The following is a 24975-nucleotide window of genomic DNA, read 5'->3' as shown; positions in this document are numbered from 1 at the left end:
ATGACAGAACAAAAAACAACAGAACAAACAAACAAAACCGCACCTGTTGCACCAAAAAATAAGGATAAAAAAACTTGGTGTCGCCGTATCCTGTGCGGTATAAGTGCGGTCATTATTGGCTTTATTTTTGTCCTACTATTATTACTCACAACCAGTCGTGGGCAAGTGGCTTTAATCAAATTCAGCGATAAATTACTCGATAGTTTAACTATCGGTGATGTAAGCGGTGGTTTACAAGAAGGGTTGGTGCTAAAAAATGTACATTATCATACAGAAGGTATTGAATTTAGTCTGGCACAAGCACGTTTACAACTTGATCTACATTGTTTATGGCAACGCAAAATTTGTCTACAAGATCTCAGCTTAAACCAACCACAAGTTAATATTGATACCGCTTTTTTATCCTCTAATGAAACCGAAAATAATGAGGATAGCACAATGCAACGGATTCGCTTACCAATCAGTTTACAAGCGGATAACCTTGCCATTGAGCGACTTTCTCTCAATATTGATCAACAACAAATTCAGCTAGCACAGTTTAAAAGTGCGGTCAGTTTAAACAATGAATCTGGCTTGACCCTTGCGCCAACAGAAATCACACAATTACAAATTCATCAACAAGTTGCACCAACTACTGAATTAGATCTGACGGAAGCACATGCTCACACAACAACACCAATAGATTGGCAACAACTAGAACAGCGTTTACAACAACCCTTATTAACAAATTTAAATCAGGTTCAACTGCCTTTTGACCTGCATATTACCAATATTGAAGGTACAAATTGGTCTTATCAGCAAACAGATGGCGAACAAATTTTGCAGCATATCACTGTATCAAACCTGCAATTACAAGCAGAGGCTGTTAATGACAAAATTCAATTAACCACCCTAGTAATTAATAGTTCCTTGGGCGATATTAATGGCTCAGGGCAAATTCAATTACAACAGGATTTTCCACTGGATTTTCATCTTAGCAGTACCCTTAATGCGATAAAACATGAACAACAGGTTTTATTATCAGAAACGAAACTTGCTTTACATTTAACGGGCAATCTACTTAAACAAACACAATTATCATTAACCAGTCAAGGGGGCTTAAATGCAGAATTAACGGCACAAGCCGAACTTAATCAAGCCAAAACCCCTTTTCAGCTACAAGTTGATCTTCCTCATTGGCGTTATCCTGCTAGTGGCAATGATCCATTAAACACAAAAGATATTCATTTCATGGCACAGGGTAATCTATTAGATTATCAACTAGATTTTAATGGACAAGCTCAGGGTATGGGCGTCCCTAAATCACAGCTTGCAATGCACTTACAAGGGGGCTTAACCCAAGCTCAAATTCAGCAATTTCAGCTAAATACCTTGGGTGGTAGCGCAGAAATAAATGGAGAAGTTGATTGGCATAATGGTTTAGCTTGGCAAAGTGATTTAACGCTCAAACAGATCAACAGTGCCGAATTAAACCTAGACTGGCGAGCATTATTATCAGGTCAACTAAGTACTACAGGCTACGCCAATGCCGAAGATTGGCAAATTGCGGTAAATAAACTCGCTTTACAAGGGCGTATCAATGGGCAACCCTTGGATCTTCAAGGCAATTTCACTGCCAATAAAACCGAGTTAATCAATATTCCGCAATTTGTGCTGAATTATGGTAAAAATAATTTGCATCTCCAAGGACATTTAAATCAACAATCTGATTTAAAACTGGATATTAATGCCCCTAATTTAACGGGATTATTGCCTAACTTATCAGCAAATTTAATGGGCTATATAAATATTAAGGGCGACATTAATGAACCCAATGTGGATATTGATTTAACGGGCAAAAATATTCGTTTTCAACAACTTTCCATTGCGGACATTAAGCTCACAAGCCACATTACCAGCCAACAACAAATTCAAGGCAATGTTGATCTGAATTTACGCCAATTCCAATTTGATCAATTTAAGCTCAATTCCGCCCAATTACGCTTAAGCGGTAACGAGCAACAGCATCAATTACAGTTACGCTCACAGGGACAACCTGTAGCAGCTAATTTAGATCTTAACGGCCATTTTTCTCGTGCTGAGCAAATTTGGCAAGGTGATCTCACCAATCTCAATATTCATTCCCCTATTGGGCAAGTGAGCAATAACAAAGCCATTACCATTAGCTATAATCACACCGATCTTTTGGCTAGTGTTTCTGCCCATTGTTGGGATAATCCAAATCTTGAACTTTGTTTTACCCAGCCTTTGAGCCTTGGCGAAAATGGCGAGGTGCATTTCACTATACCTCGCCTAAATCTTGCCATAGTCAATCAACTGACTGAACAAGCCAATTTACTTAAAGGACAATTAACCAGCCAAGGACAAGTGAGCTGGTTTGCTGACAAACCCCTTGATTTAACCTTACAAGTAGAGGGCAAAAATCTCGCAGTAAACCAAAAAATTGACTATCGTTCTTTTGAGTTAGCCATAAGTCAATTAAGTTTAGCAACGAGCCTCAAAGAAAATAATCTCGCAGTAAAATCTGAAGTGCAATTAGCCAATAATGGGCGATTAAATACCAATCTTCAAATTAATGATATTGCAAAACAACGCCAATTAGGCGGTTCTTTGGCATTAAACCATCTCAATTTAGCTTTATTCGATCAGCTATTAACACGAGGAGATAGCATTAAAGGAGAAGTAAATGCTAACTTACATTTCTCTGGCGATTTACAGTCCCCTTTACTCAACGGCAATATTCAACTTGAACAATTAAAACTCTCAATGATTGCGCTTCCTGTTCCAATTAACAATGGACAATTAGCAATCCAGTTCAATGGCAATAGCTCAACCTTACAGGGTATGATCGAAAATCAAAATAATGACCGTTTAACCCTAACGGGTTCGGCAAGTTGGCGTGATTTAGAACGTTGGACGGCGGAAGTCAGTGCTAAAGCCAACGAGTTTGAAATAGATATTCCTAATATGGCTCGTTTGCGTATTAGCCCTGATATTCAGGTTTCTGCCACACCAAAATTATTAAATCTCTCAGGTGAGATTAATATACCTTGGGCAAGAATGAGTATTGAACAACTCCCTGAAAGTGCGGTATCAGTGAGCAGTGATGAAGTGATTTTAGATCAAACACCAACAGCACAAATTCGTATCCCACGACAAGTAGAACAACCTACGGGAATGTTAATACAATCCGATTTAAAAATTCATATTGGGGATAATGTCCATTTAGATGCTTATGGATTAAAAACGGGCTTACAAGGTGTTTTATCTGTTAGACAAGAAAAAGGAAATTTAGGCTTGTATGGGCAAATTAATTTACAAAATGGACGTTATAGTTCTTTTGGGCAAGATTTGCTTATCCGTAAAGGACAAATTAGTTTCTCAGGATTACCTTCTCAACCCTTGTTAAATATTGAAGCTATTCGCAATCCAGACGTTATGGAAGATACAAATGTTACCGCAGGGGTAAAAGTGGTAGGCTTAGCCGATTCTCCAGAGGTAACCATTTTTTCTGAACCAAGTATGTCGCAAGCACAAGCCTTATCTTATTTATTAACTGGGCGTTCCTTAGAAGATAGTGGTGATGCAGGTTCGGGTAACTCCGTGGGTGCGGCGTTATTAGGCTTAGGTTTAGCCAAAAGTAGTAAGCTAATTGGCGGAATAGGCGAAGCCTTTGGTATTCAAGAGCTAAATTTAGGTACACAAGGTATTGGCGATAGTTCACAAGTTGTGGTAAGCGGTTATATTACGCCAAGATTACAAGTAAAATATGGCGTAGGGCTATTTAACGGCTTAGCCGAATTTACGGTAAAATACCGCTTAATGCCACGCTTATATTTACAATCTGTTTCTGGTGTCAATCAGGCCTTTGATATATTGTATCAATTTGAATTTTAACGAGTATTGAATATGAATGATTTATTTCCTCAAGCACAAGCATTATTGAACCAGCATCACAATGAAGGGCGAGAAATTGCAGCCATTGATCTTGGCTCAAACAGCTTTCATCTTATTATCGCTCGTATTATCAACGGCTCAGTCCAAATTCTCTCAAGACTCAAACAAAAGGTACAACTTGCGGAGGGGCTTGATGAAAATAATGTATTAAGCCAAGCAGCAATTAATCGTGGCGTACAATGTCTTGCATTATTTGCCGAACGATTACAAGGGTTCTCGGCGGAAGATGTTAATGTAGTCGGTACTTACACCTTACGTCAAGCCATTAATAAACAACAATTTCTTGACCAAGCAAGCAAAGTATTTCCCTACCCCATTCATATTATCAGTGGGCAAACAGAAGCAAAAATTATCTATGCTGGTGCATCACATACTCAACCTGAAACAGGGCGTAAATTTGTAGTAGATATTGGTGGTGGCTCTACAGAAATGATCATCGGCGATGGTTTTACCCCATTAGTGGCAGAAAGTCGCCATATGGGCTGTGTTAGCTTCGCCAAACAATTTTTTCCACAGGGCATCATTTCGCCGCATAATTTTGAGCGAGCTTATCAATCCGCCTTGAGTAAAATTGAAGATTTAAGTTTTGATTACCAACAATTAGGCTGGCAAGCTGTTTTAGGCTCTTCTGGCACAATTAAAACCGTAAGCCAAGTCATTAGTGCTAACATTGATAAAACAGGCATTATTACCCCAAAATACCTTGAACAACTGGTCAACCAAGTGTTACAAGTGGATCATATGGACAAGCTACAATTAGCGGGCTTAATTGAAGAACGTGCTGATGTTTTTGTACCCGGTCTTGCCATTTTAAAAGCAGTATTCCACACTTTTAATATTCAACAAATGCGTTACTCAGACGGCGCATTACGTGAGGGCGTAATTTATAGCTTAGAAAAAACCTTTCAAGTTACCAATATCCGCCAGCGTACTGCCGCAGGCTTAATGGAACAATTTAACATTGATGAACACCAAGCCTATCGGGTTTATCAAACTGCTAAACTACTTAGCCAACATTATTGCCATTGGAAAATCACTCCCCTTAGCCAAGAAATGAAAAGTATCTTGTTATGGGCTGCACAGTTACATGAAGTGGGGCTTGTGATTAATCATCGAGGGCTTACCAAACATTCCAGTTATATCCTGCAACATTGCGAGCTTCCCGGCTTTGATAAAGAACAACAAGCCTTACTTGCCACCTTAGTACGCTATCACACAGGTCCATTAAATCGGCGTAAAATTGCTAAATTTGCTCGTTATCACGACCTTGATGTCCTTGCCCTTATTCGCTTGTTACGCCTTGCGGTTATTTTTAATAAATCTCGTCAAGCAACTGAATATACCGATAAAATTTCTCTAAAAATCAACCGCACTTTACTTGAGTGGCAATTAACCCTGCCACAAGATTACCTAGATCGTAATCCTTTAATTTTAAATGAGCTTGAAATGGAACAAAAATGGCTAAGCCATAAAAGTGCATTGCGTTTATCTTGGCAACAAAATTAACCCTTTGCTTAAATCCACCAACGGCGTTACTGCATATTGAATAACGCCAGTTCTTATCGTTGTTCTATCTTGAAAATAGTATGGCAAGACGTACCAACGCCCTGTTTTTAATAGTGGACTATATTTTAAACGTTGATTTAAGGTGCGGTAAGTTTTGGGATTTTTTTACTGTTAGTTCTCCGTATTGACGAACGGGTTTCGCCCGTTGGGCGACTCACTTTTCTTTGCTCGTGCAAAGAAAAGTAAGCAAAAGAAACACGCCCCTAGAAAAAGCCTTTTTCCACCCTTTCACTAAGAACGATATACGAATAATTTTGGAACTCGCTACGCTCAAACAGCCAAAATTATTCTATCGTTCTAAGTTTAGGCTGGGGCTTTTTAAGGAGGTAAGGGAGCGTTATTGTTATTTTTGCGGTAATCTATTGATAATAAATTCAAAAGTGCGGTCAATTTTTTAATTATTTTCCCCAAAATCTTAATTTTCCGATCATTCCCCCTTAAAAATTCCCTGTGTAAAACTTAGAACCATAGGTACATTTCTGCTGTCTGAGCCTTGCAAAGCAAGGCGAGTTCAGAAATGTGGCGTGATGGTTCAAGTTGAAACACAGGATCAGAATTTTTCTAGGGGTGCATTTCTTTGCTTACTTTCTTTGTGCAAGCAAAGAAAGTAAGTCGCCAACTGCGAAACCCGTTAGCCAAGACGGAGAAATGAAAGTGAAAAAATAATTCAAAAATCAACCGCACTTTAACAATATAGCCGTCCCTCGTCAAAACAATACCGAATTGGTACACCTTGTCTTATTTTAAATTGAAACGACTATACTTTTAATCCATTAACTCAATATCAAGACACACTTTGCTTTTTATAGTCTAAATATAATACTGTTGCCGCTACCCGAGAATGAACATTGAGTTTACGCAACAAATTGCGGATATGGACTTTCACCGTTTCTTCCGAAATAAATAATTGCCCTGCGATTTGTTTATTAGATAGTCCTGTTGCAATTAATTGTAATACGTCCATTTCTCTATCCGTAAGCGAATGAATAGGTTCTTTGGCTGGGTGATGCTCTAATAATAGCTGTTTGACCGCATCGCTTAATACTACTTCGCCCTGAGCAATTTTTCTTAGTTGCTCTAGCAATAGATCTGGTTCGGTATCTTTTAATAAATAGCCGTCAGCCCCTGCCTCAATTAAAGCAAAAATATCCGCTTTCGCATCAGACACCGTCAAAATCACAATACGTGCATCAACATTCTCGTCACGCAATGCCCTTAATGTATCTAAGCCTGATAATCCTTTCATATTCAAATCAAGAATTATCACATCAGGTGCAGTTTTCAGTGCTAAAGCAATACCTTCATTGCCATTGCCCGCTTCGCCAACCACCTGAAAACGGTTCTCTAAGCTTAATAATTGTTTAATCCCCCGCCGCATAAGTGGGTGATCATCAATAATTAGAATATTCTTTTGTTCAAGCATATACGCAACCCCAAAAATGAAAGGACTATAAAAACGCCATTATTATCAAGTTATGTAGAATAAAATAAACTTGTCTATTATATAGCAAATTCGCTTAATTACCATTAGCGAGAAGTCATGATCTGCACTGGTAGGATAATGAATAACTTAAAAGTGAAACAATGAAAATTAACTCGCACATTGTTAAAAAGATTTTTTCTTTTTTGTGAAACGTTTCACAAAATCCTTTCAACAAATACCTTATAATAACAAACAGTAACATTATGTTTACAATATAAGCGTTTCAATTTGAAATAAGGCAAGGTGTACCAACACCCAATTATTTTAAATTGGAGCGACTATAGTTGTTTCAATTTAAAATGAGACAAGGCGGTACGCCGAAGACAGTACAAGTAGTACGGCGAGGCGTACCAACACCGTATCATTTTAAAGTGGAACGACTATATAATATGAATAACCACTTTTTAACGGAGTATATATGGCATTATTTTTAAGTATTTTCCCCATTATTTTACTGATTTATCTTATGGTAAAACGTAATGGAATGCCCTCTTATATAGCATTACCGCTAATTGCACTATTAGTGTATATTTTACAGATTACTTATTTTGATCAACCTGCGATTTTATTAAATGCCAATATCATTTCAGGTTTAATTTCAACCCTTACCCCTATTACCATTATTTTCGGTGCAATCTTATTTAACCGTATGATGGAAGAATCTGGCTCTACCAACATTTTACGCCAATGGCTCGCCAATATTAATCCTAATCCAGTGGCACAACTTATGATCATTGGTTGGGCTTTTGCCTTTATGGTGGAAGGGGCATCGGGTTTTGGTACACCTGCCGCTATTGCTGCCCCAATTTTAATGGGATTAGGTTTTAATCCGATTAAAGTGGCTATCTTTACCTTAGTGATGAACTCTGTGCCAGTGTCTTTCGGTGCAGTAGGCACACCAACTTGGTTCGGCTTTGCCCCATTAGGCTTAAGTGAACAAACCCTATTAGAAGTGGGTTATCAAACCGCTATTATTCACTTCTGTGCGGCATTTATTATCCCTGTGATTGGTTTACGTTTTATTGTGTCTTGGCAAGAAATTAAACGTAACCTCGGTTTTATCTATATCAGTGTCTTTGCCTGTGCAATCCCTTATCTGTTATTAGCAACATTCAATTATGAATTTCCGTCCTTACTTGGTGGAGCGATAGGTTTATTTATCTCCGTATTAGTTGCCAACAAAGGCTGGGGAATTGCTAAAACGGAACAGCAAGAACAGCCACAAAAAGTATCAGGTTCAGCCTTATTTAAAGCCTTATTACCGACTTTATTATTGGTTTCCATTTTAGTGGTAACCCGTATCCACCAATTAGGGCTAAAAGGCTTATTAAACGACACCACCGAATGGTTTAGTGTTTCCTTGGGTTGGTTAGGGCAATTTGAAGTCAGTCGTGCTTTAATTTTGAGCTTAAATAATATTTTAGATCAAGGGGTAAATGACAGCTATCGTACCTTATATGTTCCCTCGCTGATTCCATTTATTGTTACCGTACTGATTTGCTTAGCGGTATTTAAAGTCAATGGTAAAACCACTAAAGTGATTTTTAGTAGCAGTTTTGCTCAAGCGAAAAAACCATTCTTCGCCCTTTTTGGTGCATTAATTATGGTAAAACTGATGTTGCTCGGTGGCGAAAAATCCATGGTACAAATTATTGGACAGGGCTTTGCTGATGCCACAGGTTCAAATTGGACGTATTTCTCCTCTTATCTTGGTGCCATCGGTGCATTCTTCTCAGGCTCAAATACGGTATCTAACCTAACCTTTGGCGGTATCCAATACTCCATCGCACAAACTGCTGGACTTTCTACCACTTTAATTTTAGCATTACAATCTGTCGGCGGTGCGATGGGTAATATGGTGTGCTTGAATAACATTATTGCAGTATGTAGCGTATTAAACGTACAAAACCAAGAAGGTTATATTATCAAGAAAACCGTGATTCCAATGTTTATTTATGGCATTATCGCTGCCTTAGTTGCCGTAGTGATTTTTTAATTTTCTTTATCTTTATAGTCGTTTCAAGTGGGACGACTATGTTTAATTTTGTGGGACAAGTCGCTCTTTTCTAATAAGTTATAGAAAAGAGCGGACTTTATTTATGGAGTGATTTATGAATGTCAATTTCTATGTTACCTGCATTGGCGATGCGTTAAAAGCCAATGTGGCGAAACAGTCTGTGCTATTACTTGAAAAGCTAGGCTGTCAAATAACCTTCCTTGAACAACAAAACTGTTGTGGACAACCTGCCCTAAATAGTGGCTATGTACATTCTGCGATAGCAGGTATTAAGAACCTTATTCAAACTTTTGAAGTCAATGATTATCCAATCGTTGCCCCAGCGGGATCTTGTGTGTATGCCATAAAAAGTTATGCCCATTATTTGCAAGATGAACCTGAATGGGCAAAACGAGCAGAAGCGGTGGCAAACCGTTTTCACGATCTTACCGATTTTATTGTGAACCAGTTAAATATTACTGACGTGGGGGCAAAATTAGAAGGTAAAGCGGTGTATCATCCCTCTTGCAGTCTATTCCGTAAATTAGGCATTACCAGTGAACCCATCGCCTTACTTAATAAAGTGCAAGGACTAGAATTATTACCCATTGCTAATCAACAAACCTGTTGCGGTTTTGGTGGCACATTCTCGGTCAAAATGGCAGAAATTTCGGGAGAAATGGTAAAAGAAAAATGCCAACACATTATGGAAGTTGAGCCAGATTATCTCATTGGTGCGGATGTGAGTTGCTTACTCAATATTGGCGGACGTTTACATCGTGAAGGGCGTTCAGTCAAAGTGATGCACATCGCCGAAGTGTTAATGAGCCAATAGGAGGAGTTATGTCATTAAAAACCAGTAATACTGCCTTTAAACCACGCATAAAAGAAGAAATTAACGACCAAATTATGCGTAAAGCCGTAGTAATGGCACAAGAACGCATTGGCAACAATCGCCAAGTTATGGTTGATGAACTTGGGCATTGGGAAGAATGGCGTGATCTTGCCAAAGAAATTCGTAACCACGTATTAGAAAATTTAGATGCCTATTTATACCAATTATCAGAAAAAGTTACCGAAAATGGTGGGCACGTTTATTTTGCAGAAACCGCTGAAGAGGCAACTAACTACATCAAACAAGTGGCGTTAGCCAAAAATGCCAAAAAAATCGTTAAATCCAAATCTATGGTAACCGAAGAAATTGGCTTAAATCACGCCCTTGAAGCAGAAAATATACAAGTGATTGAAAGCGATCTTGGTGAATATATTTTACAAATTGCAGGCGATAAACCCTCGCATATTGTGGTGCCAGCCATTCATCGTGATCGTCATCAAATTCAACAAATTTTACAACAAAAATTAGGCTACCAAGGGGACGCTACCCCTGAACAAATGACCCTCTTTATTCGCCAGCAATTACGCAAAGAATTTATAGAAGCAGATATTGGTATCAGTGGTTGTAACTTTGCGGTTGCTGAGACAGGTAGCGTTTGCTTAGTAACCAATGAGGGTAACCTACGTCTTGCCACCAGTTTACCGAAAACCCACATTGCAGTAATGGGTATGGAACGTTTAGCCCCAACTTTTAAAGAAGTGGACGTATTAATTACCTTACTGGCTCGTAGTGCAGTAGGCGCAAAACTTACCAGCTATAATACTTGGCTCACTGGCCCACGCCTTGAGGGCGAAACCGACGGTCCAGAAGAATTTCACTTGGTGATTGTGGATAACGGACGCTCCAAAGCCCTAGGTTCAGAATTTCAAGAAGTCTTACGCTGTATCCGCTGTGGGGCTTGCTTAAATACTTGCCCAGCCTATCGCCAAATCGGCGGACACGGCTACGGCTCAATCTATCCCGGCCCAATCGGTTCAGTAATTTCCCCTATTCTTGGCGGCTATGAAAACTTCAAGGATCTCCCTTATGCTTGTTCACTTTGTACCGCTTGTAACTCCGTATGCCCAGTGAAAATTCCCCTAGCCCAACTGTTACTCAAACACCGACAAAACATTGCAGAGCTAGGCTTAACTCATAAACTGGAACAATTTACCATTAAAGCCTTTACCTATGCCAATAGCCACCCAAGCCTATGGAAAGTGGGTATGAAAGCAGGGGCAAGAATCAGTAGCCTTATGCTTAAAAATGGCAAAGCGCCTATCAAATTTGGGGCAATCGGACAATGGACAGAAGCCCGAGATCTGCCGACCTCCGATGGCGAAAGTTTCCGTAGCTGGTTTAAAAAACATCAAGCACAACAAGGATAAAAGAAAGGACAAAGGATAACATTATGTTAGATCAACAAAATCGCCAAGCATTCCTTGCGCGTTTAGCCGAAAAAATGGGGCGAGCAAGCAGAACAGAAGTAGTAGGGCATTATCCACAGGTCAACCATTACCCTAGCACACGCCTTACTGAACTAAGCGAACAAGAACTATATCAAAAATTCGTTACCACCGCTGAGCAAACCTTAGTGGAATGTGTCGCCACCACGCCACAAAACGCCGCTCAAGATTTGCTCCAGCTTTGTGAAAAATACCAAGCCAACCGCATTATCTTAAATGATGATCAACGGCTAGTGGATTACGGCTTAACTGAAGCAATCAGCCAGCAATATCAACACCATATTTGGTCAACACAAACAAGCCAACAGAACCGCGAATTTGCCACCAATGCGGATATTGGTATTGTCTTCGCTGAATATGGCTTAACGGAGTCAGGGGGAATCGTCCTTTTTTCAAAACCACATTATGGACGTTCAGTGAGCTTACTGCCTAAAATTTCCATTGTGGTATTAAAACGTAGCACAATTCTCCCTAGGGTCGCCCAACTCAGCGAAATCCTCCATCAAAAAGCCCAACAAGGCGAACGTATGCCCTCTTGCATCAACCTTATTTCAGGCCCAAGCTCAACCGCCGATATTGAACTGGTCAAAGTCGTAGGGGTACACGGCCCAATTAAATGTGCTTATTTGATTATTGATGATAAATACACCGCTTAATGCCTAATGGCTGAATAGGCAATATAAACAAAGTGCGGTCAGTTTTACAAAAATTTTTCCTTATAAAAATTTCAAAAACTGACCGCACTTTTATAACACATGCATTTTGTTTAAGGTTGCACAATTAATACTTTCATCTCATTCCAATTAAATTGGGAAAGTATGTGTTTTACATTTTCTAACGAGATAAAATCCGTTAATTGTTGCATTTCGGTTAAATAGCGAGGATCTGCGTATTGTTGTTCACTCAAAATAAGTCTTGTTAGCCAAGTATTTATTTGTTTTAGCCTATTGCTTTCTTGTTGTTGAAAAAGAGTTTTGACTTGCTCAATATCCTGTTCAGTTATTGTATTCGCTAGTTGTTGTAATACTTGTTCTGCTTGTTTGATTAACTTCTCGCTATTTTCAGGGCTTGCTGTGAATTTTAATTCACTTTCAATTTGTTGTGTTTGCGGATTAAGTTTACTTGTGAAACTTAAACTGTATATGCCAAGTTGTTGATCTCGCAAGGTTAATTTTAATTTGTCGCTTGCAATTTGCTGTATTAGCGATACCAACATTGCCTCTTTCCCCTGCCAAGGATAAGGGGTCGCCCACCACATAGTAATATCCTGTTTAGCTTGATTACCTAAGGATAATTGAGCAGTTTGTTGCCCTTTGGTCATCAATAATGGGGCAAAGGTTAAAGGTTTACCACGAGGAATAGTGGCTAAATAGGTGCTAACAAGTTGTTGCATTTCATCTTTGCTGAGATGATTAGCAATATAATAAGTGGTTGGCGTTTGTTGCATCATTTGCCATTGTTGGTTGAGTTGCTGTTCATCAAGTTGTGCCAATTCCTCAGTATGTTGAGGAAGATGATAAATGCTTATATTTTTACCATATTTAAGCAGTTCAGTGGTTTCTCTTAGTTTCTGTTGATGAGGTTGGCGAAGTTGCCGTTCAAGTTGTTGTTCAATGCTTTGTTTAATATCGTCAATATCCTCTGCTTTAATCTTGGTTTCTTGTTGTATTGCATAGAATAAACGTAATAATTGGGCAAAATGGGCATTATCCGCTTGCCCGCTAAAAGTCAGTTCCTTTTCTGTTTGATTTAAGGATAAACTTAACTTTAAGTGTTTTTTCCATTGTGCTAGCTGTTCTTGTTGCCAATCAAGGGGAGCGGATTGGGCGATAATTTGGCTAGCAATTTGACTTTGCCAATTAATGAGTTCTTTAGCTTGAAAACCTGCTTGACTAATCGCTCTAAAATAACTTTTATCATCAGCTAAATCTGTTTTTAACCACACCACTTTATCGCCATTAGCGAGATGCCAATGAATGACATTTTGTTCGGTAAAATCTTGCTGTTTAACAATATTGCCTTGTTTTTTTAATGGTGCAAATTCCATTGGCTCAAGTTGAGGGGGAATATAAGGCGGTGTTATTTCTTGTTGTGCCACTTGTTCCTTTAGTTGTGCCAGTTGCGATTGATTAAGGGAAAAGGTTGGAACGGCATTAGGCAGTTGGTATTGCACAATCTGATCTGGCGAGGATAGCCATTGATTAAGCCGTTGTTGCACATCTGCTAGCTGGATTTCCGCTAATAATGGCGCAAGCATTTCGGCTATTTTGGCTTGTGAAAAATAGCTTTTATCCATCAGTAACGTATTATTTAAACGTTGTACCCATTGGCTAAAATCTGCACTTTGCTGATTGTTACGAGCAAAAGCAATTTGTTCTCCGCTCAGTGTTTTTTGTTGTTCAAATTCAGCTTGTGTGAAAGGATAGCGTTTTAAGCGTTCAACTTCTTGTAAAATTTGTTGTAAACCCTGTTGATGAGATTGTTTTTCTACCCCTGCGAAAATGCCTAATGCCACCGTATTTTTGCCAATTTCTGATTTACGCACCACCAAAGAATTAACCCCTTGAGCTAATTGCGATTGTTGGTTGCGTAAACGTTGATTAAGCATTGCAAGGGTTAGGCGATCAATTAACCTTGCTTTGCGTGCTTGTTTATCATCGCCACGACTTTGGCTTTCATCAAACCGCCAAATATAAGCGATTTGGCTTACCGCACTTTGTGGATCTTGCAGTTGATGAATACGAATTTGATTGCTGAGCTGGGGCTCATAATAATCTCGTTCAGGTAAGATTTTAGGTCTCGCTTGAGCAAAATATTGTCGTATGTGGTCTATGGTGTCTTGTGGATTCACATCGCCAACAATTAATAATGTCATATTATTTGGCACATACCATTGCTGGTAAAATTGTTTTAAACTTTCAAGGCTAATTTGTTCAATATCTTCTGCTGTGCCTAGCACTGAACCTCGAGCATAACGTGAATTGACGCGGACTGATTGTGTACGTTGCAAATTCATTCTGGCAGCCACACCTTGTTTGCTACGCCATTCTTCCAAGACAATTAAACGTTCCTTAGCTAAATCCTGCTCAGTTAATTGAGCGGAAAAAACCATTTGGCTCAGTATTTGCAAACTATCAGCAAGAGTTTGCTTGGCAGGTGGAAGCAACATATAGGTGGTACTCTCCGCATTGGTTACCGCATTATAATGACGACCTCGTTGCCAGCCCTGTTGATGCAAATGGGTCATTACCCCTTGTGGATAACCTTCACTGGCACGAAATACCATATGTTCCAACATATGGGCAACACCATTTTGCTGATCAGTTTGATCGATTGCCCCCGCTTTTACTTTAAGCCGAATTTCTATTCTTCCTTTATCCTGCTTTAGGGGCAAAATAAAGTAGTTTAAGCCATTTGTTAATTGCCCTTCAATCAGTTGAGGCTCTGTTTCAGCATAGCTAAAGGTAGCAAACAATAGGGTAAATAACAGAAACATTACTCGCATTTTTACTCCTAATAACAAAAGTGCGGTCTATTTTTAAAAAATTTTTTATTAATAATGCAAGGACAGCCAAAATAGCTGTCCATTAATTCTATACTTGTATTACCAGTTATAACTTACCCCAAACCAGAAATTTCTACCCATTTTATAGGTACGATTATTACCGCTATTATCGGTGGCTGAAGCCACAATTTTGCGGTTTAGCACATTATTAATATCAAGGGTAAATTCAATATATTGGTTTTGATAAGTGGGTTGTTGATAAGTAAAACGCCAATCCCACATAAAGTAACTGCCTTGTTTTTTCTCCTCATAAACAATCACATTACCCTCATAGTCGCCACAAATGGTGCCATAGCTTGGGCAAGCGGTTCTGGTTGAGGAAAAGTGGCGATAGCCTGAGTTATAACTTAAACGATGCCCCCAATCTAACCGAATGGCAGGGAAATGCAAATCAATATTAAGGAATGTTGACCAAGGGGAATTGTAATCTGTGGCAGGCAAACCATCAGTAATATCCATTAATTTGCCATTTAAGATCATTTTGTCATAGCCCTCGTCAAGCGCAGTGGCATCATATTGGTTGAAATTAGTGCGAGTTTTACTGATTCTTGCCCCAATATCCCAATTTAATTGAGCATAATGTAAATTATAGCTTTCAAGCGGTTTAACGGTTAAGGTAAAACCATTGGTTTTACTGCGTCCATCATTGGTTTGTTGATAAGTGCGTGTGGTGCTGTCATAAAGTGAAGTAAATTGATCTCTGCCACGACGCTGTACCCATTTAAACGTCCATAAAGTATCCCAAATATTTTGGCTAATACCTAACGTATATTCATCACTATAAGGGGTTTTTAGTCCTTCAACATTATAATCTCTTAATGTCAATGTTGATTGTCGCCATTCGCCAGTGGCAGAAGAACGGGTATATTGTTCACGATAAGTAATACCATTGCGTAATTTATAAGCCAAAATATTACTTGCATAATAACGGTTTATCCCACCAAATAATTGCGTTTTTTGGTTACCAAAAACATCATAAGAAGCAGAAAAACGAGGGGCTAAATCGGTATTCCCTAAGGATTGTGAACGATCCATACGCAAGCCTAATACCGCATTAAAATTATGCCAACTGATACTATCCTGTAAATAGAGGGAATAGACATTATCATTAGCTTTAACTGTACGAGCAGGATAATAGCTCATCGTCCGAGCATATTGTTCATTTGGGATACATAAACTACAATCATTTCCCGTATTGCTGGATTTTGCATAAATATAGCTATAAACATCTTGCATACGCTGATATTTTGCTCGAGCAAAATCCACTTCCCAGCCAAAGCTGATTTTATGCTCTAGTTGTGCGGTATCAAAGGTTTTGATCTCAAAATTTTGTTTTAAGGTGTAAGTTTCTTTTTCCGTTTTAAATTTACCATAACCCCCTTCGGCAGCATAAGTACAACTACCCGAGCGAGAATAAGAGGAACACCAATCAATGCTTGCGGTACTTTGATAGTAACTATAAGTATTACTTTCGTGTTTAATTTTATTGCCCGATTGATTATAAGCAATTTGGCTGGTCATTTTTAACCAATCAAACTCTTTTTGCCATTCTAAATTAAAGCGAAAACCACCGCCTGTATTGGTAAAAGCCCCCTCTTTAATATTGCGTTTCAAGTATTTTGATTGATGAGGAGAATACATTAATGTCGCTCGCCATAAATCGCCATTATCAGGCAAATAAACCCCTCTTAACAAAAAAGTTTCATTTAAGCGACGTTGATTTTCCCAAATATCTAAGCCTGAATGATGATAAGGCATTTTAGATTGCGTACGAGAATAGCTAAATAATAGCCCTACTTTGTCATTAATTGGCTGATTTAATACAATGCCAAATTGCTGTTTAGTAAATTGGGGCTGATCGCCTAAAGTTTCGGCAGCCTCAAAACTTTCTCGATCATCAACATGAAATTTCGCCCATTCATCACGGGTAATCCGATAAAATACTTTACCACTGGCTCTAGTCAAATCAGGATCTTTCAACTCTGCATTAATCACACCACCAGAAAATTGCCCATATTTGGCAGAAATATTACTATCAAAGACTTCAACATTTTTTAATAAACTGCTATCAATCCAAAAACTTTGTGTACCGCCACCGGGTAAATCAGTGGGGCTATAACCGTCCACATCAGTACCGTTAATAACGCTATTATTCCCTGCAGGATTGAGATTGTCATTATTGGAAATACCATCAATGGTATAGTTATTGTTATAGAATTTCTCGCCATGAATAGATACTTCATTTGGGGCTATTTCACCCCCTAATTCCGAGCGATCGGCATCATTGGAAAAAATAACATTGGGATTGCCTTTCAATAGTTCGGTAATGTTGCCATTTCCTGTTGGACTGCGAGCAATTTGCTGTTCAGTGATTTTTTGTGTGCCGACTTGTTGGCTAAAAGGTGTGTCAGAAACGATAATGGTATCAAGCGTGGAATTGGCTAAATTTTCGTCATGGGGGGGGGTAATTCCATTTTCTACCGCATTACTTTCAACGGCATAAAGATGCACACTAAAGGCGTTAGCAATCAATAATGTCAACAGTTGTTTTTTAAACATAAAGACTCCTCGTATTTATGGAAATATCGCTATTTGCAAAACACAATAGCAAATTGAAATAAAGCTAAAAGGTTTCAGTTGAAAATTAAAATAAGATTAATTCTCAATCAATAAAGCGAAAAATGTTATTTTTTTCTTGGTTTGTTGTCAAGATTTAATCAATTTATGCAATAAATTAATCATTTGGAGTTATGCTTTAACCATAAAAACCTTGACCAAGCACAATTAAGGTATAAAATATGCCCAATTTATTTTTGCATAAAAATAAATAATCTAGCTAAATATAGTCGTTTCAATTTAAAATGAGACAAGGCAGTATGCCGAAGACAGTACAAGTAGTACGGCAAAGCGTACCAACGCTGTATCATTTTAAAGTGGAGCGACTATAAAAGATAACCTTATTAATTAGCTATCAATAAAAGACTTAATCTATCTTACTCGGAGTTCATATGTCAGGATTATTTGTACAAACCGATCCTAGCCGTCGTCGCTATGGAATCGCTATTTTTGTTGGTATTGTGGCAGGATTAATTTCTGCTTTCGTAAAATGGGGGGCGGAACACCCATTCCCACCGCGTAGCCCTTTTGATTTTTTTGCAGCCGCTTGCCAAGATCCAAGCCAAGCAATCGAAGTTTGCTCCCGTGCCTTTTTAAATCCGCCTCACGTATTTTTACGTGACTATATTGGTATTGACCCTACCGCTGCGGTATTTACTTTTGCTGATCATGGTTTTGACTGGATTGGCGTTACCCATATAACCTTTTCCTTAGTTTTTGCTATTGGTTATTGTCTTGTAGCAGAACGTTTCCCTAAAATTAAATTTTGGCAAGGCATTGGGGCTGGGATCATCGCCAATATTTGCGTGCATTATATTTCTTTCCCTTTACTTGGCTTAGTGCCACCAGTTTGGGAATGGCCAGCTTATGAACATATTTCAGAATTAGTTGGGCATATTTTCTGGTTCTGGACTATTGAGGTTATTCGCCGTGATTTGCGTAACCGCATTACCAAAGAACCTGATCCAGAAGTGCCTTTAACTTCACCTTATCGTTAATTCAATCAGCCGAGCTTTGCTCGGCTTTGTTTTTTAATAATATTTGCGTTGACACACTTTGCTGTATTATCTGTACTGTCTGTGGTGTGTTTTTTGTTTTATTTCAATGTGAAACAACTTATATAGTAAAATTCAATTAAATACGCTACATCATTCATATGGTATACTCACAAGACTACCGACAAATGATATTAGTCAAACTCAAAGGTAGCGCAAGCTTTAGAGAATTGGCAGAAGTGTTTCAGTTCAGTATCCACACCATCCAGAAGAACCCCTGAACGAAAGAAACGTATTGTTAAACCTGATAAGATTGATAACGCGCTTCTTAAAGCCGATGTTGATGCTTATCCCGATGATTATCAATAGCTGTGAACAGCGTTTAGGTTGTCGTCAAAACGCCATTTGTACGGCTTAAAAAGCTAGGGATAACACGTAAAAAAGATGTTAGCGTATTCTCAAGCAGATATTGAAAAACGAAAGTCTTTTCTTAATGAGCTAAAAGCATTTAAAAAAGGGGGTAGAAAAATCATTTGTTTAGATGAAATCGGTTTTAAAATGCATGACAACAGAGCGCATGGGTATGCTCAAAGAGGTAAGCCTTGTATTAGCCAGTACAACAGGTAACTTAAAAATCAGAGCAATGCCATTGGTGCTGTGTTCAATCAACAGCTTTTTGCTGTGGGGCTGTATGATTGCAGTATCAATAGCGATGTTTTTCATGGTTGGGTCAAGCTGTTATTACTTGGGTATGGGCAGCTCTCCGATAACAGTGTCATTGTGATGGATAATGTCGCTTTTCATAAACGTTCAGACACAAAAGCGCTGGTAGAAACAGCAGGTCATACCATTCACTGGCTCCCTCCTTACTGTCCAGACCTTAATCCAATTGAACATATTTGGGCTTGGATAAAGTAAAAACGCAAAGAGTGGTGGTTAAATTGCATCAACCGTCTATTCTTTTATTTTATGTGATTATGTGGTGATTTTTAATGGGTTTTACTATATCTGCCTGATAAGGCTATACATCATCAATATCTGGAGAAATATGAAAAATTTAAGTGGCTGTATTATCAAGTAAATAATGGTTGATAAGTTTTATGGGTAATACTTTTTTGAGAAAGAATGAGGTTAATATTGAGTTTATGGCATATTCAAAGCAAGTTATAGCCGTCCTACTTTAAAATAATACGGCGTTGGTATTCCTCGCTGTACTACCTTGTGCTATTTTAAATTGAGATGACAATAATCTTTTGCAAATCGGTTTGTTCAGAATGGCATTTTGATTTGCCATTGTTAAATATTGCATAACAAAATAAAGAAATGTAGTGGCTATATATACTTTGAAATAACGCCACTATCCAATCAATTTTAAGACGCTTAGATCATAAAAATGTCCTGTAAGATAATCAAGGATAGATTGTTTTACTAACGGACTGCGGGCGGTTTGATTTGGTTGTTGGCAATAATGATTGAATTGCTCTAAAGTAAGCCATTGTCCGCCTACAATTTCAGGATCTTGGGGGATAATAGTGGTTGGTTCTGCTAACTCAATGGCAAAGGTAAAACGAATAAAGTGGGTTTGTGTTCGTGGTGCGTGCCATTGATAAATATTGATTAACTTTTGTGGCTGTGCTTGAATACCTGTTTCTTCAAATAACTCTCGGCTTGCTCCTTGTATTAAACTTTCCTGTTCTTCTAAATGGCCTGCGGGTTGGTTCAGAGTTAATTTGCCATGTTCATATTCTTCAACAAATAAAAACTTGCCTTGGCTATGTACCACACAAGCTAAGGTTACATTAGGTTTAAACATATTATGTCCTGATTTGTAGAAATTGATATAAGTCTATAAGCTCTTGGGTTGATAAACGGCGATATTCACCACTGGCTAAGCCCTCTAAATTAAAACAGGCGATTTGATAACGCACTAAACGTAAGGTTGGATAACCAATATGTGCGGTCATACGACGTACTTGGCGATTTTTACCTTGTTTAATTTTTAATTCTAACCAAGCCGTTGGAATCGTTTTTCTCTGTCGGATAGGGGGCGTTCGTTGCCATAAATTTGGTGGGGAAATTGACCGCACTTTGGCTGGTAAGGTCATACCGTCTTTTAATTCCACCCCTTGTTGTAGCCGTTGTAAATCTTGTGGCGAAGGAATATTTTCTACTTGTACCCAATAAGTTTTCTCCGTTTTAAACTGTGGATCGGCAAGTCGGTGTTGAATTTCGCCATTATTAGTTAGGATTAATAATCCCTCGCTATCACGATCTAATCTGCCTGCAGGATAGATATTAGGGATAGGAATAAAATCTTTTAGGGTTAGTCGCCCAATTTCATCGGTAAATTGGCATAGCACATCAAAGGGCTTATTAAATAGTACAACTTCGGTTTGTTCTAGGTTAAGTTGTGTTGTAGATTTGATTCTGTTTTTTGCTTGCCAAGTTGTGAGCTTTCGCCGTTTTATTGGCTTATTTCTTGGTTGCTGATGGGGTGTTTTCTTGATTATCATTTGTCTATTATGTTATGTGTTGAACCAACGCCAAATAAAAAAGCCTGCAAAGGTGCATAAAATCCCGCCTAGAAGATGTGAGGTCATCACTAAAAATGCGGAGGTATATTTTTCATCAAGTAAATTCTGCACAATTTCAGCAGAGAAAGAGGAAAAAGTGGTAAAACTTCCGAGAAAACCAGTAATAAAAAAGAGTTTCCATTCGGTGGATAATTGGGGAAATTGTAACATGACAGCTAGCATTATGCCGATTAACAAACAACCGATATAATTGGCTAATAGCGTGCCTAATTGTAAGCTGTGGAGAATAGGATTAAAGAGTAGCGTTAATCCCCAACGTCCTGTCGCACCAAGTATTGCACCAATACAAAGGTAAACAAAATTCATCATAATCTCGTTTTGTATAGTCATTCCACTTTAAAATGATACAGCGTTGGTACGCCTCGCCGTACTACTTGTACTGTCTTCGGCGTACCGTCTTGTCTCATTTTAAATTGAAATGACTATAATAGGGTTATTTCAATTTAATAAAGAAAGGGTATCTTGCGATACCCCTCTTACATTTGCTTTATTGCATCAATTATTTAATAATTTTAGCAACAACACCTGCACCTACTGTACGACCACCCTCACGGATCGCAAAGCGTAAACCTTGATCCATTGCGATTGGGTGAATTAGACTTACAGTCATTTTGATGTTATCGCCTGGCATTACCATTTCCACGCCTTCTGGTAACTCGATTGTACCTGTTACGTCAGTAGTACGGAAATAGAATTGTGGACGGTAACCTTTGAAGAATGGGGTATGACGACCACCTTCTTCTTTTGATAATACGTAAACTTCTGATTCAAAGTCGGTGTGTGGTGTGATTGAACCCGGTTTCGCTAATACTTGACCACGTTCGATCTCTTCACGTTTGGTACCACGCAATAACGCACCAATGTTCTCACCCGCACGACCTTCGTCTAATAATTTACGGAACATTTCAACACCGGTTACGGTTGTTTTGGTGGTTGGTTTGATACCAACGATTTCTACTTCATCACCAGTGCGGATAATACCACGCTCTACACGACCTGTTACTACGGTACCACGACCTGAAATTGAGAACACGTCTTCAATTGGTAATAAGAATGGTTGATCGATAGCACGCTCTGGCTCTGGGATATAGCTGTCTAAATGACCTGCTAATTCAAGAATTTTTTCTTCCCATGCTACATCGCCTTCTAAGGCTTTTAACGCAGAACCACGTACGATTGGTGTATCATCACCTGGGAAATCATATTGAGAAAGAAGCTCACGCACTTCCATTTCAACTAATTCTAATAATTCTTCATCATCAACCATATCACATTTGTTTAAGAATACGATGATGTATGGTACACCTACTTGGCGACCTAAAAGGATATGCTCACGAGTTTGTGGCATAGGACCGTCTGTTGCTGCTACTACTAAGATAGCACCGTCCATTTGTGCCGCACCAGTGATCATGTTTTTAACATAGTCCGCGTGTCCCGGACAGTCAACGTGTGCATAGTGGCGAGTTGGTGTATCGTATTCAACGTGTGAAGTATTGATAGTAATACCACGCGCTTTTTCTTCTGGTGCATTATCAATTTGATCGAATGCTCGCGCAGCACCACCGTAATGTTTTGCTAGTACTGTGGTAATTGCCGCAGTTAAAGTTGTTTTACCATGGTCAACGTGACCGATTGTACCAACGTTTACATGGGGTTTGGTACGTTCAAATTTTTCTTTAGACATTGCTAAATTCCTTTGTGAGATAACCATAGCATAAATAATGCTATGGTTTTGTTAAAAAATTATTTTTTACGTGCTTCAATAACTGCTGCCGCTACATTAGCTGGCGCTTCAGCATACTTCAATGGTTCCATTGAGTATGATGCACGACCTTGAGTTTGTGAACGTAAGTCAGTGGCATAACCAAACATTTCTGACAGTGGTACTTCTGCACTGATCATAGTAACAAACTCATTACTTTCTTGACCGTTCACGATTGCACGACGACGGCTCAAGTCACCAATTACATCACCTACATACTCAGGTGGCGTTTCTACTTCAACTTTCATAATTGGCTCAAGTAACACTGGGTTTGCTTTCGCAAAGGCAGCTTTAAATGCGATAGAAGCTGCTAATTTAAACGCTAACTCAGAAGAGTCAACATCATGGTAAGAACCGAAGTGTAAACGAATACCGATATCAACCACAGGGTAACCCGCTAAAGGACCAGATTTAAGTTGTTCTTGGATACCTTTATCTACCGCAGGAATATATTCACCCGGGATAACACCGCCTTTGATTTCGTTGACAAACTCGTAACCAGGACCTTCTGGATCTAATGGGTACATATCAATAACTACATGACCATATTGACCACGACCACCAGATTGTTTTGCGTGTTTACCTTCAACATCTTTAACGGCACTACGAATAGTTTCACGATAAGATACTTGTGGTTTACCGATGTTCGCTTCTACTTTAAATTCACGTTTCATACGGTCAACGATAATATCTAAGTGTAACTCACCCATACCAGAGATAATGGTTTCACCAGATTCTTCGTCAGTATGTACACGGAATGAAGGGTCTTCCTGAGCTAAACGACCTAACGCAAGACCCATTTTTTCTTGGTCTGCTTTAGTTTTAGGTTCAACAGCAACAGAAATTACTGGTTCAGGGAATTCCATACGCTCAAGAATAATTGGTGCATCTACTGCACATAATGAATCACCTGTGCCTACATCTTTCAAGCCGATTGCCGCAGCAATATCGCCCGCACGAACTTCTTTGATTTCTTCACGTTTATTGGCGTGCATTTGTACAATACGACCAAAACGTTCACGTTTTTGTTTGGTTGAGTTAACTACGGTATCACCAGAATTAATCACCCCAGAATAAACACGGAAGAAGGTTAAGTTACCCACAAATGGGTCAGTGGCAATTTTAAATGCAAGTGCTGCAAATGGTTCATCATCACTTGCATGACGCTCACCTTCAGTTTCATCAGGTAAAATACCTTTAATCGCTGGAATATCTGTTGGTGCTGGTAAATATTCAATTACCGCATCAAGCATCGCTTGTACACCTTTATTTTTGAAGGCAGAACCACAGGTTACTAGAATGATTTCATTTTCTAATACACGTTGACGTAAAGCTGACTTGATTTCTTCTTCTGTTAGCTCTTCGCCACCTAAGTATTTTTCCATTAATTCTTCTGAAGACTCAGCAGCTGCTTCAATAAGGTTATTACGCCATTCTTCACAAGCTTCAAGCATATCCGCTGGAATATCTTCATAAGTAAATGTCATACCTTGATCAGCTTCATTCCAGTTGATTGCTTTCATTTTAATTAAATCAACCACACCTTTGAAGTTTTCTTCAGCACCGATTGGTAATTGTAAAGGTACGGCATTACCCCCTAAGCGAGTTTTGATTTGCTCAACAACGCGTAAGAAGTTTGCACCAGTACGGTCCATTTTATTTACAAAAGCGATACGAGGTACTTTATATTTATTTGCTTGACGCCATACTGTTTCAGATTGTGGTTGAACACCACCTACTGCACAGTAAACCATTACCGCACCGTCAAGTACACGCATTGAACGCTCTACCTCAATAGTAAAGTCAACGTGTCCCGGAGTATCAATCACATTGATACGGTGTTGTTCAAATTGTTGCGACATACCGCTCCAGAAAGCTGTTGTTGCCGCAGAAGTAATTGTAATACCACGCTCTTGCTCTTGCTCCATCCAGTCCATGGTTGCGGCACCATCATGCACCTCACCAATTTTATGACTTACACCAGTATAGAACAAGATACGCTCAGTAGTAGTGGTTTTACCCGCATCAATATGCGCACTAATACCGATATTACGATAGCGTGAAATAGGAGTTGTACGAGCCATTATTATTTCCTTGTTTG

The 24975-nt window shown here is 38.9% G+C and carries 16 protein-coding genes; 8 read left to right on the top strand and 8 right to left on the bottom strand.

All coding sequences use genetic code 11. The features are described from left to right. Together tamB and ppx are read left to right on the top strand one after the other, a co-directional pair. Nucleotides 1-3897, top strand: coding sequence for an autotransporter assembly complex protein TamB (gene tamB, locus A6A20_RS06315; protein WP_279572646.1), 3897 nt, complete (start codon nt 1-3; stop codon nt 3895-3897). Nucleotides 3898-3909: 12 nt separating this feature from the next. Continuing rightward, nucleotides 3910-5463: an exopolyphosphatase gene (gene ppx, locus A6A20_RS06310; RefSeq protein ID WP_279572645.1), complete on the top strand. Its 1554-nt coding sequence runs from the start codon at nt 3910-3912 to the stop codon at nt 5461-5463. 844 nt (nt 5464-6307) lie between these two features. Here the strand turns inward: ppx and narL are convergent. Continuing rightward, nucleotides 6308-6946, bottom strand: coding sequence for a two-component system response regulator NarL (narL, locus tag A6A20_RS06305; RefSeq protein ID WP_279572644.1), 639 nt, complete (start codon nt 6944-6946; stop codon nt 6308-6310). 478 nt (nt 6947-7424) lie between these two features. Between narL and A6A20_RS06300 the strand changes: the two genes are divergently transcribed. The 4 genes from A6A20_RS06300 (at nt 7425) to A6A20_RS06285 (ending at nt 11998) form a co-directional block, all read left to right on the top strand. Continuing rightward, nucleotides 7425-9002 (top strand): L-lactate permease, encoded by a 1578-nt coding sequence (locus A6A20_RS06300; RefSeq protein WP_279572643.1) that lies wholly within the window; start codon nt 7425-7427, stop codon nt 9000-9002. Nucleotides 9003-9117: 115 nt separating this feature from the next. Then, nucleotides 9118-9837: a (Fe-S)-binding protein gene (locus A6A20_RS06295; protein WP_279572642.1), complete on the top strand. Its 720-nt coding sequence runs from the start codon at nt 9118-9120 to the stop codon at nt 9835-9837. A gap of 8 nt (nt 9838-9845) precedes the next feature. Continuing rightward, nucleotides 9846-11264, top strand: a complete 1419-nt coding sequence (locus A6A20_RS06290) for a LutB/LldF family L-lactate oxidation iron-sulfur protein (protein ID WP_279572641.1) — start codon at nt 9846-9848, stop codon at nt 11262-11264. 23 nt (nt 11265-11287) lie between these two features. Continuing rightward, on the top strand, nt 11288-11998 hold the full coding sequence (locus A6A20_RS06285) for a LutC/YkgG family protein (protein ID WP_279572640.1): 711 nt from the start codon (nt 11288-11290) through the stop codon (nt 11996-11998). A gap of 110 nt (nt 11999-12108) precedes the next feature. Here the strand turns inward: A6A20_RS06285 and A6A20_RS06280 are convergent, their stop codons facing one another. Then, nucleotides 12109-14847, bottom strand: a complete 2739-nt coding sequence (locus A6A20_RS06280) for a M16 family metallopeptidase (RefSeq protein ID WP_279572639.1) — start codon at nt 14845-14847, stop codon at nt 12109-12111. A 99-nt stretch (nt 14848-14946) separates the two neighbouring features. Further along, the gene (locus A6A20_RS06275) at nt 14947-17466 is read right to left on the bottom strand and encodes a TonB-dependent receptor plug domain-containing protein (RefSeq protein WP_279572638.1); all 2520 of its coding nucleotides are present in this window, start codon (nt 17464-17466) and stop codon (nt 14947-14949) included. A 449-nt stretch (nt 17467-17915) separates the two neighbouring features. Here A6A20_RS06275 and A6A20_RS06270 point away from each other — a divergent pair, with 449 nt between their 5' ends. Further along, nucleotides 17916-18521, top strand: a complete 606-nt coding sequence (locus A6A20_RS06270; protein ID WP_279572637.1) for a YagU family protein — start codon at nt 17916-17918, stop codon at nt 18519-18521. 645 nt (nt 18522-19166) lie between these two features. Beyond that, nucleotides 19167-19436: a transposase gene (locus A6A20_RS06265; RefSeq protein ID WP_279573755.1), complete on the top strand. Its 270-nt coding sequence runs from the start codon at nt 19167-19169 to the stop codon at nt 19434-19436. 439 nt (nt 19437-19875) lie between these two features. Here the strand turns inward: A6A20_RS06265 and A6A20_RS06260 are convergent, their stop codons facing one another. From A6A20_RS06260 to fusA, 5 genes are all read right to left on the bottom strand, one after another. Further along, nucleotides 19876-20331 carry an NUDIX domain-containing protein gene (locus A6A20_RS06260; protein ID WP_279572636.1) on the bottom strand — a complete coding sequence of 152 codons (456 nt, stop codon included), beginning with the start codon at nt 20329-20331 and terminating at the stop codon, nt 19876-19878. Nucleotide 20332: 1 nt separating this feature from the next. Then, the gene (locus A6A20_RS06255) at nt 20333-21031 is read right to left on the bottom strand and encodes a pseudouridine synthase (protein WP_279572635.1); all 699 of its coding nucleotides are present in this window, start codon (nt 21029-21031) and stop codon (nt 20333-20335) included. A gap of 12 nt (nt 21032-21043) precedes the next feature. Continuing rightward, nucleotides 21044-21421 (bottom strand): fluoride efflux transporter CrcB, encoded by a 378-nt coding sequence (gene crcB / locus A6A20_RS06250; RefSeq protein WP_279572634.1) that lies wholly within the window; start codon nt 21419-21421, stop codon nt 21044-21046. Nucleotides 21422-21611: 190 nt separating this feature from the next. Further along, on the bottom strand, nt 21612-22796 hold the full coding sequence (tuf, locus tag A6A20_RS06245) for an elongation factor Tu (protein WP_279572633.1): 1185 nt from the start codon (nt 22794-22796) through the stop codon (nt 21612-21614). Nucleotides 22797-22855: 59 nt separating this feature from the next. After that, a complete protein-coding gene (gene fusA, locus A6A20_RS06240) occupies nt 22856-24958 on the bottom strand; it encodes an elongation factor G (RefSeq protein WP_279572632.1) in 2103 nt (700 codons plus the stop codon). Between the last annotated feature and the right edge of the window lie 17 nt (nt 24959-24975).

Source organism: Volucribacter amazonae, assembly GCF_029783845.1.
Lineage (GTDB): Bacteria > Pseudomonadota > Gammaproteobacteria > Enterobacterales > Pasteurellaceae > Volucribacter > Volucribacter amazonae.
This window is presented reverse-complemented; position numbering and strand designations above follow the sequence as displayed.